This window comes from Myxococcus sp. CA051A (assembly GCF_013336705.1).
Classification (GTDB): domain Bacteria; phylum Myxococcota; class Myxococcia; order Myxococcales; family Myxococcaceae; genus Myxococcus; species Myxococcus llanfairpwllgwyngyllgogerychwyrndrobwllllantysiliogogogochensis.
The window spans coordinates 1-16,822 of sequence record NZ_JABUMS010000041.1; the positions used below are offsets into that span (position 1 = coordinate 1).

The following is a 16,822-nucleotide window of genomic DNA, read 5'->3' on the forward strand; positions in this document are numbered from 1 at the left end:
CGCAGAGGGCGGCGACCTCCTCCGTGACGGTGTGGTCGCACCGCACGGCGATGCCGTGGCCCCCCAGCGCGGTGACCTGCTCCGCGGTCTCCTCGAGGACCTCCGGGCGCTTCGAGCCAGAGGCGGGGCGGCCGCGCACGCTGCGGCCCGTGCAGTACACGGTGGCGCCGGCCTCGCCGAGCCGGGTCGCGATGCCCCTGCCCGCGCCCCGCGTGGCTCCCGCGACCAGGGCGATGCGTCCTTCGAGTGGCTTCTTCATGGTGTCTCTCCTCGGACCGGCGGAGGTGGGGTGCGGATGGCCGGTGATGGGAACACCTTACGGAGGCAATCATGACATCCCCTGTCATGATGGCCCGCGTACAGTGCGCGGTGGGATTTCCGACATGCGCGCCGACCGACTCGTCAGCCTGATGATGTTGCTGCAGACCCGTCCGAAGCGGACGGCGGGAGAGCTCGCGCGCGAACTCCAGGTCTCCGAGCGCACCATCCACCGGGACCTCGACGCGCTGTCTGCTTCGGGCGTGCCGGTGTACGCGACGCGTGGCTCCGCGGGCGGCGTCGCGCTGCTCGATGGATGGAAGACGCAGCTCACGGGGCTGACGCGCACGGAGCTGCAAGCGCTGGCGGCGATGAGCGCCACGCCGGGGGGATTGAGCGACCTGGGCCTGTCCGCGCCGCTGAGCAGCGGGTTGGTGAAGCTGGCGGCGGCGCTGCCCGTATTGCAGCAGCCCGCGATGGAGTACGCACGGCAGCGGCTGCACGTGGATGCCTCCGGCTGGTTCACGGAGCGGGAGTCGGTGCCCCACCTGGAAGTGCTGCGCGAGGCGGCGTGGCAGAACCGGAAGGTGTCGCTGACGTACCGGGACTTCGATGGGAAGCAGAGCCGGCGCGCGGTGGACCCGTATGCGCTCGTGCTCAAGGCGGACCGCTGGTACCTGGTCGCCGGGACGGAGAAGGGGCCACGTGTGTACCGGGGCTCGCGCATCGAAGGTGTCCGACAGCGCGGGGAGTCCTTCGAGCGGCCCGCGCGCTTCGATTTGCCCTCGTTCTGGCGCGAGTGGTGCGCGCGCTTCGCGGAGAAGGGAGCGCGGTACGAGGTGACGCTGCGGCTGACGGCGGACGCGGAGGCGACCTTGCGCCGGATTCGTCCGTCCACGGAGGCGCCACGATTCGACTCCGGGCAGGTGGCGGACGGCCGAAAGACTGTCGTCGTGGACTTCGAGCGGGAGGCCATCGCGCTGGGCCAGCTCTGTGAGGTGGGCGGTGGCTTCGAGGTGGTGGAGCCCGCGTCACTGCGAACCCGAATGATTGCCCTGGCGACAGGGCTTCTCGCGGCGCACCCGCGCTCATCGACAGACGCGAATGCGATACCTCGTCCGCAGCCCTCGTAAGGCCTGGCGTCGACCCGGTCCTCTCACTGGACGTCATGCCAACGTGGCCATGCATGGATAAGTCCGCAATCCCGAGACTCATCAGGGGCATCCCACTGATGAGCCTCACACTGACCCTCGCGGGGGAAGCCCTGGCGCAGCCCGTCGGTTCGCGGGCGACGCGGATTGCCACCGCGTCCGATGCCTTTCAGGGGCGACTGCGCGATGCGGCCCGGCGCTACGAGGAACTGGAGTACGAACAGGCATTGCTCGCGCTCGCGGATGCCAAGGTCCTGGCGAGGACCGAGGACGAGCGAGCCGACGCGTTGATCTAAAAAGGCCTGGTGCTGGCTGATCTGGGCCAGCGACCCAAGTCGCTCGTGGCCTTTCGTCAGGGATTGACGCTGCGGCCCCTGGCCTCGCTTCCCGTAAAGGTGTCCCCCAAGGTGCAACGAGACTTCGAGAACGTGCGCCGGGAGGTGACGCGGGACCGTGCGCGAACCACGCCCGGGAGCGAGGACGGCACCGCTTCCGTCGCGACGCCGGGGACGGAGGATCCTCTCTCAGACCGCCCGGGGCGTCCGACCTGGGAAGTCCCCGAGCTGACCCTGGTGCCATTCCATGCCGCTGATGAGGCAGCGGGGTTGCGCGTGGAGCCCGCGACCGGACCGAGGTCTCGGCGCCGTCCCATCTCGATGATCCTCGCGGGGGCGGGACTCGCGGCGGGAGGGCTCGGGAGCGACTTCGGACTTCGCTCCCAGGGAAACATCCAGGATGCCCGCGCGGCCTCCGTGGTCGACGCACAGCGCGAGCATCTGGACTCAGCGCGGGCTCAAGCTCAACAGACGAGCAGCGCTCCCTGCGTCACTCCGAATCCTTGCTCGCGTGCAGCCCGTACTTCTTGAGCAGCTTGCGCACATAGAGCCGCGCGAGGCCCGCTTCACGTGAGGCCCGTGAGATGTTGCCCCCGCAGCGCTCCAGCAGGTTCTTGAGGTAGTCGCGCTCGAAGCCATCGATGAGGCGCTCCTTGGCCTCCTTGAAGGGCATCTCCAGCTCGGCGCTGGTGAAGCGCGCCCCCTCCGAGGCAGACATTTCCGGCAGCGCCTGCTCTCCCAGGTTCACCACGCGCTGGACCACGTTGCGCAGCTCGCGCACGTTGCCGGGCCACGGGTACTGCTCCAGCAAGGCCCGCGTCTGCTCGGACAGCGCGCTGGGCGGCCGGCCCAGCCGCTCCAGCATCGTGTCCACCAGCAGCGGGATGTCCTCGGGGTGCTCGCGCAGCGGCGGCAGCGTCACCCGCAGCACCGCGAGCCGGTGGAACAGATCCTCGCGGAACCGGCCCTCCTTGACGTCCGCCTCCAGATCCCTGTGCGTCGCCGCCACCACCCGCACGTTCACGGTGCGGTACTCGTTGGCGCCCACCCGCTTCACCTGGCGACCCTCCAGCACTCGCAGCAGGCGCGGCTGGACCGCCAGCGGCAGCTCCCCCACCTCGTCCAGGAAGACGGTGCCTCCATCCGCCTGCTCGAAGGCCCCAGGCCGCTCCGAGTGGGCTCCGGTGAACGCGCCCTTCACGTGGCCGAAGAGCTCGGACTCCACCAGCGAGGGGGTGATGCCCGCGACATCCACGATGCCGAACGGCCCCCGGCTGCGCGGGCTGGCCGCGTGGATGCCCGCCGCGCACAGCTCCTTGCCCGTCCCCGTCTCGCCTTGGATGAGGACGTCCGCGTCCCCCGGCGCCAGCCGCTGCAGCAGCGTGAAGACCTCGCGCACCCTCCGACTGCCCCCCACCAGCCCCCCGAACCGGGTGTTCGACGAGAGCGGGATGATGTGCTCGCGCACCTCCTCGGGGACGACCTTCAGCTCGGTGGCGCCCAGCCTGACGATGGCGCCCATGCGCAGCTCCAGCTCCCGGAAGCGCATGCGCTCGCAGAACGAGCCGTTGCGAGACCCCAGGTCCCGCGCCAGCACCCGATCCTCTCTCACCTCCAGAGACAAGTGCTGCCGGGAGACGGTCCGGTCGTTCAGGACGATGTCACACGCCGGATCCGTCCCCAGCCGGTAGCTCCGGACCTGGAGCGAGAAGCTGCGGCCCACTGCGCTCCCCGACAGGATGACGAGCTTCCTTCGAAGCATGGGCAGCAGGACCTCCGGATCGGGGGTCGTGCTCATCATCGACAACGGGCTCTTGTCATCCGGGGCCGGCACCACTGGTAGTGAGGGACGCTACCACCCGGAGCCGACCCAAGAAAACATCCTCGAAGCTGAAATCCCAGTTTTGCGAGGGTCGTCTCCTGGCTCGCTCGAACGGCGCGGCAAGCCAGGAGCACCTCCGTCGGAGCCTCAGCGAATGCCCATGCCGACGCCACCTCCCCCGGGGAAGGTGATGCTCCCATCACCTGGGAGGTTCGTCACCTGCACCGGCGTCGGGCGCTGGGTGGTCGTCCCGTCGCCGAGCTGGCCGGCGCTGTTGTAGCCGCAGGCCCGGACGAAGGCGTCCTTGCGCAGCCCCATCATGTGGTTGTCGCCCGAGGAGAGGTCCACGACGGAGTTCAGGAGCGTCACGGTGGGGGTGCTGCGCGAGGTCGTCGACCCATCTCCGAGCTGGCCGTTGGGGTTGTAGCCAAAGGCCCACACCGTGCCGTCCCGCTTCAACACCGCCGTGAAGTACCCCCCCGCGGTGAGCGCGATGACATTGGTGAGGCCGGGGACCTGCACCGGCGAGTAGCGCTGGGTGGTCGTCGCATCGCCGAGCTGGCCGGAGGCGTTGTAACCCCAGGTCCACACCTGGCCGCTCGTCAGCAGCGCCACCGTGTGGTAGCCGCCCGCGGCGATGGCGATGGCATGACCGAGTCCGGGGACTTGCACCGGCACGGAATGGTTGGTGGTCGTCCCGAGGCCCAACTGCCCTAGGGGGCCGTAGCCCCAGACCCAAAGGGTGCCATCCGCCTTCACCGCCACCGTGTGGAAGTAGCCCGCGGCGATGGAGACGACATTCTCGAGGGACGGCACCTGCACCGGCGAGGAGCGATGGGTGAAGGTCCCGTCTCCGAGCTGGCCGTAGAGGTTGGAGCCCCAGGCCCACACGGTGCCGTCCGCCTTCAGCGCCACCGTGTGCGTGGAGCCCGCGGCGATGGCGGTGACGCCGTCCAGCTCCGGCACGGACTGCGGTGTGAGCTGGTTGGCGTTCGTCCCGTTGCCGAGCTGGCCATAGGAGTTGTAACCCCATGTGGCCACGGTGCCGTCCTCGCTCAGCGCCACCGTGTGGTTGACCCCCGCCTCCACGTCGATGACGCCGCTCAGGCCCGGGAGCTGCGTGGGCGTGACGACCTGGGTGGTCGTCCCGTTGCCCAGCTGGCCATAGGCATTGTAGCCCCAGCTCCATACCGTCCCACCGGCCCCCAGGGCCACCGAGTGAGCATTGCCGCCAGCGGTCTTCACGATTCCGCTGACCACGACGGCCGCGGGGGAGGAGCGCTGGGTGGTGGTCCCATCACCGAGTTCGCCGTTGGTGTTGTAGCCCCAGGCAAACAGGGTGTGCACCTGGGACATGTTCACCTTCTTCCGCTCGGCCACGGAGGAGTAATAGCCCGCGCCGAACGAGCGCACCCCCACGAGCGGGACCTGCACTGGCACGGAGCTGCTGAGGGTGTTCCCGGTGCCCAGCGCGCCGTAGAAGTTGTCGCCCCAGGCATACAAGGTGCCATCCTGCCGCTTGGCCAGGGTGTGATAACCGCCCGCGTCGATCTCGACGGCTTGGGTGAGCACCGCCACCTGCACCGGGATGGAGCTGTTGGTGGTCGTCCCGTTGCCCAGCTGACCCGCGCTGTTGTAGCCCCAGCCCCACGCCGTGCCGTCCCACTTCAGGGCGACCGTGTGGACGATGCCTCCGGAGAGCGCGCGGACGCCGGTGAGGCTCGCCACCAGCACGGGCCTCGACCTGTTGAGGGTGGTCCCGTCCCCGAGCTGTCCGTAGGCGTTGCTCCCCCAGCTCCAGGCGCTTCCGTCCTTCTTCACCGCCAACGTGTGCCACAAGCCCGCGGCGATGCTGGTGACACCACTGAGGTTGGGCACCTGGATGGGGAGCAAGCTGTTGGTGGTGGTCCCATTCCCGAGCTCTCCTGATGAGTTGATTCCCCAGGTCCACACGGTCCCATCCGCCTTCAGCGCCACCGTCCGCGAGCCAGCGGCCGCCACCGCGACGACGTCGGTCAGCTCCGGCACCTGCACAGGCACCGTGCGCATCGTGGTGGTGCCGTCTCCGAGCTGGCCGTAGGCGTTGGAGCCCCACGTCCACACGCTCCCGTCCTCTTTCACCGCCACCGAGTGCTCGGCTCCGGCCGAAGTGGAGACGACATGGCGCAGGCCCCTCACCCGCGTCGGCGCGTGACGCTGGGTCCTCTGCCCATTGCCCAGCTGGCCATAGGAGTTGTAGCCCCAGGCCCACACGTTGCCGCCCGACTTCACCTCCAGCGTGTGGTAGCCGCCCGGGTTCACGCTCGGGCAGAACTGGACGAAGTTGCGGAGCACCTCCCGAGAGATGCCGCATTTGGCGCGGTTGCCATTGCTGTCGATGATCATGGGGGAGGCCTTCACCACGAAGGAATGCACCCCACAGCCGAGTCCGGCCGCGGCCTCGCTGAAGAACCACTCCCCCTGCTCTCCTACGCGCTCATCGAAGCCGTGGTCCGCGCCGTCCACGGAGTACTCCAGGTACACCGCGTTGGCGCCGTTGCCCACCACCCAGGAGCCTGCTCCCGCCAGCTCTCCCGCGAAGGAACTCACCCCCTCCACCTCGAGCGAGTCGAAGCTCACCCCCACGCACAGCGCCGACTCCTGGGTGGCCAGCGTCACTTCCGACACGCTCACGTCCTCGCCGGCGGGCACACCACACGCCGCCACGAGCGCAAGGGTCGACGTCCACAACACGTTCCAGATCTTCATCGCTTGTGTCCTCATCAGTACTGACCCTTCAAGGTGGTGGTGTAGGTGGAGAAGGCTCCCAGTTGGATGAGCCAGGTGCCCCCCGCGGGGTTGTTCACCACGCAGGTCTCGTTGTTGCCTTTGCGCAGCGGACGGCACTGGTAGGCGTGCAGCTCCGGGAACTTGCCGTGGCGGATGTAGAGGTCCGCGTCCCCGGTGCCCCCGGAGATGGAGAACGTCACCGAGGGCCGGCCCGCGGGGACGTCCAGCTTGAAGTTCTGCCGGCCGCCCGTGACGTCGGACACGCTCACGCCCGCGCCGTTGACAAGGGGCGTGGCGTGAGGGCGCTTGTACAACAGCAGGTTGGGTGAACTCGTGTCACCGAAGTCCAGCTCCACCTGCCCCACGCTCGCGTCGTTGATGAGTCGCGCGGGGATGTCGGCGGGAGCGACGCCGTTGGCCAGCAGGATGGCCGCCGCGCCGCTCACGTGTGGCGCGGCGAAGGAGGTCCCCTCGAGCGGGAAGAAGGTCGAGTCTGTGTCACTGGTCGAGCTCACGGAGCGGAGGTTCGCGCCCGGAGCCCAGAGGTCCAGACACTCTCCCTTGTTGGACGCGTTGGTGACGCCCACCCAGCGCGTCTGGCTCTCGTCGATCGCGCCCACCGTGATGATGCGCGTCCGGAAGGGGTGGACCGCATCCGGCTGGAGGCGGGCCGGCGAACAGCCGCAGGCGTCGATGTTCGCGTTGCCCGCCGCGATCACCACGACGAGCCCGGGGTTCATCGCGACGACATCCACGGCGGCATCGATGGCCGGAATCTCGCTCGCGGCGGTGAAGCTCAGGTTGACGATGGCCGGCGTGTCGGCGTTGTTCGCCACCCACTCCAGCGCCGTCACCAGGCGATCCACGGTCGTCCCGAACTCGTTGAACGCCTTCACCGCGAGAAGGTTGACCTTCTTGGCGACGCCATGTGTCTTGCCGCCGATGATCCCCGCGACGGCGGTGCCATGCCCGGTGACGTCATCCCCGGTCTGGTCGGGGACAGCGTTGAACTCGACCTGGGCGCGCCCCTCGAACTCCAGGTGTGACGCCCGGATGCCCGAGTCGATGATGTAGACGTTGACGCCCGTCGCGTCCTCGGCCAGGTAGCTGTTGTCCAGCGGGAGGGTTTCCTGGTCGATCCGATCCAGGTTCCAGTCCGCGGGGCTCTGGACGCCCGAGGGCTGGACGATGCCATTCTCCAGGACGTAGTCCACCTGAGGAGCCTCGGCGAGCGCCTGGGCCTGCTCCTCGCTGGCGGAGACGAGGAAGCCACGAAAGGCGGTCTCGTGGGTGGTGAGGACGCGCGCACCGTACTGCCTGGCCAGCGCGCCCGCCTTCGCCGCCATGCTCGACAGACCGCGCCCGGGCTTCTCCTTCAGCACCACCAGGTACTCGCCCGTCACGGGGTTGTCGGCCCGCATCAACCGGCCCGGCCCTGACTTCCGGGGCGGCGCGGCGAGCACCCCCACCGAGGCCAGGACGAGGCCCAGGGTGATAAACCTGCTCAAGCTCTTCACGCTTCGCATCTGCTCTCCCTTTCAACCGATGAGTGGGTGGCGCGGCCCATCAGGGCGTCGCGCCACGGCGCGCCTGTGCTTGGACGCTCAGCTCCCGCTCCTTCACCCGACGACGCTGGTTGCGCGCGGCGAAGTGCTGCACCAGCTTCTCGAGCGGCGTCCCCTTCGCGGCCTCGACCAGGGCACCCGCTCTCGCGGGCTCTTGGTCCGCGAAGATTTCGAAGAGCTCCATCCGGGTCGCGGCCATCGAGCGCCTGGCGTCCGGCGACAGCTCCGCGGTGAACGAGTCCTTCAGGATGATGCGCTCGACCGTGGACACCAGCTGCGCGCGCGCCGGGTTCTGCCTCCAGGCCAGCGCCTCGCGCAGGTAGTCGATCCGCATCAGGCGCTTGAAGCTGGACTCCAGCGTCTCCTCGGCCTCCGTCGAGGTGCTCAGCGCCCGGCGCAGCTGCTCATGCATCCGCGTGTCGGCGAGCAGCGCCTCGTAGTCCTCGCGGCCGTTGGAATCGAGGAGGACATGTTCACGGAAGGAGTCGAACCGAGCCAGCTCCGGCTCCATCTTGAAGATCTCCGCCTTGACCCGGTCGGTGGTGGTGGTGAACTCGCCGGGCTCCCCGTCGTCCCCCGAGGCTGCCGCCGGTGCCGCGGACATGGGGGACGGGCGAGGCGCGGGGGTGGGCTCCGGCGCCGTGTCACGAGCCAGCGAGGTCGGTGCGGGAGAGACCTGCGCCAAAGCCGCCGTCACGGGGGCAGCGTCCTCCGCGCCGTCGAGCGCCGAGGCGATGAGCACCAGCCCCGCGAGCCCTGCGATGACGAGCAGGTAGAGAGGGCGCTTCATGGGCTCTCCACCTGGGGGAGCACGTCGGCGGGAATGCTCCGGTAGAGGATGATGCGGTTGAGGTAGCCCACCTCGTCGTTCTGGAACCGCACGGAGCCCACCAGGTAGCCCTGGGCCACGAGGATGTTGGACACCCGATCTGTCGTCACCGGCGCGAGGTTGTAGACCTTGCCGAAGAAGGTGGCCTTCTGGATGTCCGCGATGGGATCCAGGGTGCCATCTGCCTTCACCAGCGCGTCGCCCACCTTGAGGGTCTGCGCCTGCACAATGCGGCCCTCGCCGGTGATGACCGGGTGCTCGAGGGTGAGGCGGAGCTGACCGCCAGACCGGGCGGTGATGACAGAGAGCGTGTGCTCCGCGTCCCGGAGCTCTCGCGTGTAGCTGTAGGTGAGGTTCGGCTGGAGCTGGAGATCATCGAACGTGGAGTCCGGCGTCAGCGTGATCAAATCCTCACGCAGCGCCTCCATCGCCTCACGGATGGGGAGGTCGCCGTCGGCGAAGAGGATCTTCTGCTCGGCGGTGTAGCAGGCCGACTCGCAGTAGCCGTTCACATAGAAGGCGGTGAAGGCCGGCTGGGTGCTCTCCTTGTCGAAGTAGAGCCTGCAGTTCGCCAGCTCCTTGTGAGGGAAGAGCTGGAGGTTGTCCCCATCGGCGATGTCGGGCGTCGTGCCGAAGGTGGGGTAGAGCGGGCGTCCCTTCCTCCGCCACGAGTCGCGTGACCACTGCTGGTAACCGTCGGTGTCCAACGCCTGGTAGGTGGGGCCCGAGTTATAGAGCGCGAACATGGCCGCGTTGTTCACCTGGAAGTTCGAGCCCGCGAACGAGCCCTCTCCCATCGAGTTCCGCTCCAGGTCCGACTCCAGATAGTCCTTCAGCGTCCCACCACTCGCGGAGCTCAGGCCCGTGTTGAACGCGGCCCCCGGATGCCCGACGTTCTGGTTCAGCGCGCACTTGCGAGCCCACTCGACTCGCAGCTTCGCCATGTCACTCGTCGACAGGTTGTCGACGGTGCATCGGCCCAGCAGGAGAGGTTGCGCCCGCACCTGTGCTGGCAACACCATCGCCACCACCACCAGGGCCATGGCCCCGCAGATCTTTCGCGACATCGGAATGTCCTTGCTTGTTCATGCCGCGCCATGCGGCGCGGAAAGCCGGTGAGTGTTCGTTACGGAGAGGAGCTGCGCGTCGTGGGCGTGTTGACGAAGACCGCGGCCGCCTGCCGGAGGTCCGGGTTCGCGTCGTGTTGGCTGGCCCAGGCCAACAAGGGCAGGGCCTCGGGCACCAGGGCACGCTGGTCACCCAGCAGGTGGATCACCTCGCTCCTCACCCCGTCCGCGGGATCCATGCGCAGCGCCTGCGCCAGGGCGGGCAGCAGGGGCGCCAGGGGCCGGAAGTTGCTGGCGAAGACGGCGGCCTGGCGGACCTCCGGGGCCGGATCCTTGAGAAGATGCATGGCGAGGAGCTGGTCGGCGCGAGGGTCCTGGATGATGCGCAGCGCATTGAGCGCGGCCTGGCGCACCCGGGGATCCTGCGATTGGAGCGCGTCCTCCAGCGTGGCGAGCGCGCTCGGCGAGCGGGTGTTGCCCAGGCTGTTGAGCGCCCCCACCCGCGCCTCCGCGGTGGAGGCGGAGCGATAGCCACGGGTGAGCTCGCCGACCAGGTCCTCCGCGCCCTTGGGGTCGGTGTCGGTCAGCTGGGCCGCGGCGTTGCCGAGCGCCAGGCTGGCCGTGTCGCGCAGCATCCCGTCCTCTTCGCCCGCCACGCCGCGAAGGGCCTCGAGGCCCTCAGCCGTGGGATCCTTCGCCACGCCCAGCGCGGCCACCGAGTCCATGCGGATGTCATGGGGGATGGAGCGATCACCCGTGACCTCCGCCAGGGCCTGAATGGCCTCGCGGGTGCTGGCCGCGGAGAGCGCGCCGAGCATGGGGCTGGCCGCGAGCGGAGCCATGCCCGCGCGGATGGCGCCGGGGACCTTCGCGGCCTCGGAGGGGTGGAGCATGAAGAGCGCGCGCAGCCGCTCCAGGGCAATGGAGCGCACCTCGTCACGAGCCGTGGGCTCCTCCGGGAGCGCGCGCAGCTCCTTGAGCAACGTGTCGAAGTCCTTGCCGCCCAGCACCTGGCGGTACTGGTCCATCGGGTCCTGCTCCATGCCCTGGAAGGCGGACATGGCGGCGGAGCTCAGCGAGGCCCGGCGCGCCACGAATGCGCCAATCAACGTCGGGTCCACGCGGCGCTCCAGCAGGCTCAGGCTCAGAGAGGACTCATAGGTGGTGGGGGACATGGTCTGGCCCGCCTCCACCTCCACCCGCTCCTGGGCATCGAGCGAGTTCGTCCAGAGGTCCTGTTCCAGCGCGAAGGTGCTTCGGGCGCTCACGTCGATGCGGACCTGCTCGTCCAGCGGCTCGAGCCCCTGCGGGAAAGCCACGTGGGAGTAGGACAGCTTGCGCTTTTCGAAGCGGCCCGGCTCCAGGCGTTGGTACCCGGCGCTGTACCGCCCCGTGGTGTCGAACTCCTCCGCCGTCCAGGTGGCACCCGGCGCTCCGACCACGACGAACTGGGAGCTCGCCACGATGGACCGGAGGATGCCTCGCACGAGCGGGTCGGCCGCCTGCTCGAAGTGCGTGAGCGTCACCCGACCGCTCGTGTCGTGCGTGAGGAAGAAGGGGAGCTGCAACGCCGTGGCGAGGTTTTGCTGGACGTCGGAGGCGACAGGGCCATTGTCGCCGACCTCCACCGTCAGCGAGGAGAGCCGCAGGCTCACCCGCGCGTCGACGCGCTCGGCCTCCGCGGAGACGATCCCCACGGTCCACTCGCCCCGGAGGATGAACCTCATGCCGGGCAGCGCCTGCGCGCCAGGCTGGGTGGGGCGGAAGGAGATCTTCTGCGCGGCGTTCAGGGCGTAGCGGTAGAGCGCCCCGGGGATCCACGCCCGCGTCCCCGCCAAGGGCCTGGGAGATACGCCCTGGGGCTGCGTCGACAGGCCCGCCACCGCGGGAGCGGCCTGGGGGGACCGCGACGTCTCCGAGGGGGCCACCGCGACGGACCGGGATGCCCACCCCCAGAGCCCCAGCAGGCTCACGAGGAGGAGGGGGAGCCCCACCCCGAGGACCTTGCTGAAGGGCTTGCCGCCCACGTTCACCGACTTCCGCATGGGAAACTCCCGAGTCAGCGGCCTTGGCCGCTTCAGTTCTGGTTGGAGGGGTGGGCCCGGTCTCCTCGGCCGATTGCTCAGTCGAGGAGCCAGCGCCCGGTCATCCCGCCCCGCGCGCGGCCAGCGCCTCCGGGACGCGGCCGCGCGGTGGCAGGGTCAGCCTGGCTAGCAGCCCGAGGCCGAGATGGAGCCGGAGGCGTTGTACAGGACGACGTTCCTCACGATGCCGGACCAGTTCGCGATGGTGACGTTCCAGGTCTTCTTGAAGAACAGGAGCTTGATCTTCACGAACCCCGTCAGCGTGCCCGAGAGCGCGTTCAGGTTGAGGGGCGCCTTGAGCTGCCATGAAGCCATGCAGAGGCCCCAGTCGAGGCTGGCCAGGGGCGCCACCGTGGCGTTGATCAGCTGCAGGGAGCCGGTCACGCCAAAGCTGGCGATGGCGACGTTCACCGCCGCGGAGGCCACCACGTTGGCGAAGCCGCCCACGGTGCCGGTGATCGCGGCGAGCAGGGGGTTCACCTGGCCATTCACGCGCATCGTCACGCCGCCCGTCAGCGAGGCCTTCACGGTGAGCGGGACAGGGCCGACCATGAACGTCTTGGACACGGAGAAGAAGGACCGGCTCCAGTTGATCGGGGTCGTCGCGAAGTTGCCGGAGAGGCTGGTGCTCCAGATCATCGCGCTCATGGCGTACAGCGCCGCGCTGCCGCTGTTGCAGCCGCCCTGCTGCCCGCAAACGGTGGCGCGACCGCGCACCAGCTCCTTCTGGATGTTGAAGGCGGTGCCGTGGACCCGGCCCTCGGTGAGCGCCTCCTGCTTCTTCGCCGTGGTGCTGGTGGCGGGCGTCGCGGTGATGGCCGCGCTGACGTTGTAGCCAGCGCCGAAGATGTTGTTACCGAACAGCTCGGTGCGCTGGTAGCTCTTGGTGATGGGCCCGGTGAGCGCCGCCCCCAGCCCCGCGGAGCGCAGCCCGGCCAGGTCCTGCGTCGGCACCGTCTCCGTCGGCAGCGGCACGTTCGGCGTGGTGGCCTCCGGAATGGTTTTCTGGCCGTACTGCAGGTGCCTCATGCCGTCATTCATGTCGAGATAGACGGGCGCGTTGAGCAGCTCCGACTCGCCCTGGACGACGGCGTCCTGCTCCGGCGGCGTGTAGGTGCTGCTCGGGTTGAACGGGAGGATCGGCGTCTCCCACGGAGTCTTGTCGTCCAGCTGGGTGTTGGACGGATAGAGGGTGTACGGGTACTTCGCCGAGTCGACGACATACGGCGTGGTGTCTTGGTAATCCTGCGCGGACGCGAAGGTGGACGCAGTGAGCGCCAGGAGCGCCAGGGCCTTGGATACTGCATTCATCATGGTGAGCCTCTCCAGTGAATGGTTACGGCGCGCGGCCCTTGTGCACGCAGCGCGCCACCCTCGCTGGGACGGCTCTATTTCCGCAGAGCCCTTTGATATCCTGGGGTTGGCTCCTTCCTGAGCCCTGGTAACGAGTGTTGTCACTGATAACGCGTGTGCCCAGGGAGGGCCCTCGGCGTGATCACACCCGTTTCCAGCGCCTCGACACTCCAGCGGCCCTGAACGCGGCGGACGCGTGGGTAAGCCCCCGCGAAGCGGGCTCCAGGCACGGGTCTCCCGCGTGTCAAAGTCGCGCCCTGGTAACAACGGGTACCACCCGAGCAGCCGCGCGCGTCATCGGTCCCTGCGCCTGGATACAGTAGTATCCGCGCAACGCCGCCGACGGGGCTGGAGAGTGCAGCATGTACGGGGAGAGGCGGCCATGAGGAACGAGCATTGGGAGAAGGCCTCTCGCGGCGGGCATGCCGAGGAGGTCCCTTCCCGCGACGGGGAGTCGCTGCCCAGGCTCGAAGACGGGGGGCCCACCACCTGGCCCTATGAAGGGGAGCCCACGAAGGCTCCCCCCCTCGAGCCCGGCTACACGCTGCTGGGTCGCTATACGGTGCTGGGCACGCTGGGCCAGGGCAGCATGGGGGTGGTCCTGAGCGTGTATGATGCGCGGTTGGATCGGCGCGTGGCGCTCAAGCTGCTGCGCCCCTGGAGCGCGGGAGAGAGCCGCCGCGACGAGGAGCAGGCCCGGTTCGTGCGCGAGGCGCAGGCGATGGCCCGCCTGAGCCACCCCCAGGTGGTGGCGGTGTACGACGCGGGCACCCTGGAGGACGGCGCGCTCTTCATCGCCATGGAATATGTGGAGGGGCAGACGCTGCGCCGCTGGCAGCAGGGGCGCCCGTGGGCCGAGGTGCTGGCGCAGTACCTGGCGGCAGGACAGGGGCTGGCCGCCGCCCACGAAGCGGGCCTCATCCACCATGACTTCAAGCCGGACAATGTGCTGGTGGGCCAGGACGGGCGGGCACGGGTGACGGACTTCGGCCTGGCCTGGCTCGAGTCCGCCTCGGTGGACGAGCCGCGCGAGGTCCCCGCGCAACGCCTCCCCGCGCCGCCGGCCGTGGCGCTCGCGCCGCTGACCACGCGCTCGAGCCAGTGGATGGGGACGCCGAGCTACATGGCGGACGAGCAGTTCCGAGGCCAACGGGGAGACGCGCGCAGCGACCTGTATGCCTTCTGCGTGTCCCTCTATGAGGGGCTGTACGGCCAGCTCCCCTTCCAGGGCAACACCGTGGCGGAACTGCGCGCGGCTCAGCGCGCGGGCAGAGTGGCGCCGCCGGAGGACTCCCAGGTCCCCGCGTGGGTGGCGCGCACGCTCCTCCAGGGGCTGAGCACCGATCCGGCGAAGCGTCCCTCCTCCATGAACGAGCTGCTGCACGCGCTGGCGGACGACCCGGAGAAGAAGCGGCGGGCGAGGCCCTCGCGCTGGGCCCTGGTCGGCGCGGTGGGGGCGGCGGCGGGGCTGGCCTTGTGGGTGTGGGCTCGCCCGCAGGAGCAGGTGTGCGGTCGCATGGAGCTGCGGCTGAGCGGAGTCTGGGATGCGGCGGTCAGGGCCCGGCTGGAGCAGGGGCTGGTCGCCACGGGGGCACCCTACGCTCGGGCCACCGCCGAGCGGGTGGTGCAGGGGCTGGAGGCCTATGCGGGAGCCTGGGTGAGGCAGCGCACCGCGCTGTGCCTGAGCGCGAGCCAGGAGGGGCACCCGAAGAAGTCGGGGCTGCTGGTGCTGGAGGAGGCCTGCCTGGAGCGCAGACGCGGCCAGCTGCGCGCGCTCACCGAACTGTTGTCCCAGAGTCCAGACACACCCCTGGTGAGCAAGGCGGTGGAGGCGGTGCAGGCCCTGCCGCCGCTGGAGTACTGCGAGGACGCCAAGGCGCTCACCGCCGCGGTGCCGCCGCCCGAGGACCCGGTGGTGCGCGGGAAGGTGGAGGCGCTCCAGCAGCAGGTCGACTCCTTGCGGGTGCTGCTGGATACCCACCGCGTCCAGGAGGGGCTCGCGCTGGCGGACTCCCTGCTCCCCCAGGTGAAGGCGGCAGGCCACGCTCCGCTGGAGGCTCAGACCCTCTACCTCGTGGCATGGATGAGAGAAGGGGCAGGCGACTACCGAGCCACCGTGGAGGGCCTGCGCGAGTCCATGGAGGTGGCGGCCCGTGGCAGGGACAGCTACACGCTGGCCCAGGCCTCGAACTCCCTGGTCTGGGTGACGGGCAACCGCCTGAGGCGGCCGCACGACGCGCTGCAGATGGTGCCCATGGCGCAGAGCATGGTGGAGCTGGCGGACGATGACCGCATCCGCGCCTTTGCCTCCAACAGCGAGGGCACCATCCTCATGGCCGTTGGCAAGCACGAGCAGGCACGGCAGGCGTTCGAGCACGCCCTGGCGCTGAGGAAGAAGGTGTGGGGCCCCGAGCACTGGGAGGTGGCCTCCACGCTCCACAACCTGGGCCTGCTGTTCCAGAGCATGGGCCGGGTGGACGAGGCGCTCGAGGCCCATACCCTCTCGCTGGAGCTGCGGAAGAAGGTGTTGGGCCCGGAGCACCCACGGGTGGCCGAGTCCCTCAGAGACCTCGGCACCACGCTCCAGGAGATGGGCCGGTTCGAGGAGGCGCTCGAGGCCCAGGCGCGCGCCCTGGCGCTGAAGCAGAAGGTGCTGGGCTCCGAGCATCCGTCCGTGGCCGACTCGATCGGCGCGCGAGGCCACGTGCTCCGCGACATGGGGAGGGCCGAGGAGGCGCTCGAGGCCTACGCGCGCGCGCTGGAGCTGAACCTGAAGCTGCTGGGCCCCGAGAGCCCGCTCGTCGCCTGGGCGCTCACTGACCAAGGCGAGGCGCTGGTGGAGCTGGGTCGCCACGCGGAGGCGCGGGAGAAGTTCACGCGCGCCATGGCCTTTCAGGACAAGGTACTGGCGCCGGACGATCTGGGGCGCCTGTGGCCCCTGCTGGGGATGGGCCGGCTCTCTCTGGCCGAGGGCAAGCCCGCCGAGGCCGTGCCGTTCCTCGAGGGCGCCCTGAAGCTGACCTTGATCAACGAGAGGGCGCGGGTTCAATTCCCGCTGGCACGCGCGCTCTGGGACTCCCACGGAGACAGGGCGCGCGCCATCGAGCTGGCCACCCAGGCCCGCGACTACTGGAACGGCGTGGACCGAAAGGCGGACGCAGAGCGGGCCTCCCAGTGGCTGAAGCAGCACGCCACGTTCAGGCCCTGAGAGACGGAGCCTGTCGCGAGCCAGAGCGCAACCTGCAATGGTCGCCTGGTTCGGCTCCACCAACGGGATACTGGCGAGCCAGGGCACCGCGACAGGAGACTGCGCGGTGGGACCGCGGATCTTCATGAACATCCTGGGACTGGTCGGCTTCCGACCCCAGGGCGTGCTCGGCATCCTGGGTGAGCGCGGCGACGGCGCGGCCGACGTAGGACGGTGACTCGGAGGCGATGAAGTCCGGCTCCACTTTCGCGCCATCGCGCCAGTTCGCCTCGGTGACGCCGAAGCCCTCCAGCATCTCCTCGGAGCGCAGGAAGCCGGGCGTCACGGCGAGCGCGGTGACGCGGGTGCGACGCAAGTCTCGCGACATGGCGAACGCGAGCC

General features: G+C 69.4%; 10 protein-coding genes and 2 pseudogenes. 3 read left to right on the forward strand and 9 right to left on the reverse strand.

Annotated features, from left to right (window positions below; genetic code table 11):
• Window positions 1–259, reverse strand: a pseudogene (locus tag HUA74_RS44540) (short-chain dehydrogenase); the annotation flags it as partial.
• Window positions 260–383: 124 nt separating this feature from the next.
• On the opposite strand from HUA74_RS44540, the gene HUA74_RS44545 reads away from it, so the two are divergent.
• Together HUA74_RS44545 and HUA74_RS44550 are read left to right on the forward strand one after the other, a co-directional pair.
• Window positions 384–1,391 carry a YafY family protein gene (locus tag HUA74_RS44545; RefSeq protein WP_174459447.1) on the forward strand — a complete coding sequence of 336 codons (1,008 nt, stop codon included), beginning with the start codon at window positions 384–386 and terminating at the stop codon, window positions 1,389–1,391.
• Window positions 1,392–1,489: 98 nt separating this feature from the next.
• On the forward strand, window positions 1,490–1,705 hold the full coding sequence (locus HUA74_RS44550) for a hypothetical protein (protein ID WP_174459448.1): 216 nt from the start codon (window positions 1,490–1,492) through the stop codon (window positions 1,703–1,705).
• 529 nt (window positions 1,706–2,234) lie between these two features.
• Here the strand turns inward: HUA74_RS44550 and HUA74_RS44555 are convergent.
• The 7 genes from HUA74_RS44555 to HUA74_RS44585 all read right to left on the reverse strand — a co-directional run bounded on the left by HUA74_RS44555 (window position 2,235) and on the right by HUA74_RS44585 (window position 13,194).
• On the reverse strand, window positions 2,235–3,542 hold the full coding sequence (locus HUA74_RS44555) for a sigma 54-interacting transcriptional regulator (RefSeq protein WP_174459456.1): 1,308 nt from the start codon (window positions 3,540–3,542) through the stop codon (window positions 2,235–2,237).
• A gap of 171 nt (window positions 3,543–3,713) precedes the next feature.
• Window positions 3,714–6,314, reverse strand: a complete 2,601-nt coding sequence (locus tag HUA74_RS44560) for an RCC1 domain-containing protein (protein WP_174459449.1) — start codon at window positions 6,312–6,314, stop codon at window positions 3,714–3,716.
• 14 nt (window positions 6,315–6,328) lie between these two features.
• The gene (locus HUA74_RS44565) at window positions 6,329–7,843 is read right to left on the reverse strand and encodes a S8 family serine peptidase (RefSeq protein WP_174459450.1); all 1,515 of its coding nucleotides are present in this window, start codon (window positions 7,841–7,843) and stop codon (window positions 6,329–6,331) included.
• Between the two features lie 58 nt (window positions 7,844–7,901).
• Window positions 7,902–8,690: a hypothetical protein gene (locus tag HUA74_RS44570; protein WP_174459451.1), complete on the reverse strand. Its 789-nt coding sequence runs from the start codon at window positions 8,688–8,690 to the stop codon at window positions 7,902–7,904.
• A complete protein-coding gene (locus HUA74_RS44575) occupies window positions 8,687–9,796 on the reverse strand; it encodes a Hint domain-containing protein (protein ID WP_174459452.1) in 1,110 nt (369 codons plus the stop codon). The genes HUA74_RS44570 and HUA74_RS44575 overlap by 4 nt, the downstream gene beginning before the upstream one ends.
• A 59-nt stretch (window positions 9,797–9,855) precedes the next feature.
• Complete coding sequence (locus tag HUA74_RS44580) at window positions 9,856–11,841, reverse strand: HEAT repeat domain-containing protein (protein ID WP_174459453.1); 1,986 nt, start codon at window positions 11,839–11,841, stop codon at window positions 9,856–9,858.
• Window positions 11,842–12,006: 165 nt separating this feature from the next.
• Entirely contained in the window at window positions 12,007–13,194 is a 1,188-nt protein-coding gene (locus HUA74_RS44585; protein WP_174459454.1) for a hypothetical protein, read from the reverse strand.
• Window positions 13,195–13,615: 421 nt separating this feature from the next.
• Between HUA74_RS44585 and HUA74_RS44590 the strand changes: the two genes are divergently transcribed.
• Entirely contained in the window at window positions 13,616–16,441 is a 2,826-nt protein-coding gene (locus HUA74_RS44590) for a tetratricopeptide repeat protein (protein ID WP_174459455.1), read from the forward strand.
• On the opposite strand, the pseudogene HUA74_RS47000 reads toward HUA74_RS44590, so the two are convergent.
• Window positions 16,431–16,822: pseudogene (locus HUA74_RS47000) on the reverse strand (hypothetical protein); the annotation flags it as partial. The gene HUA74_RS44590 and the pseudogene HUA74_RS47000 overlap by 11 nt on opposite strands.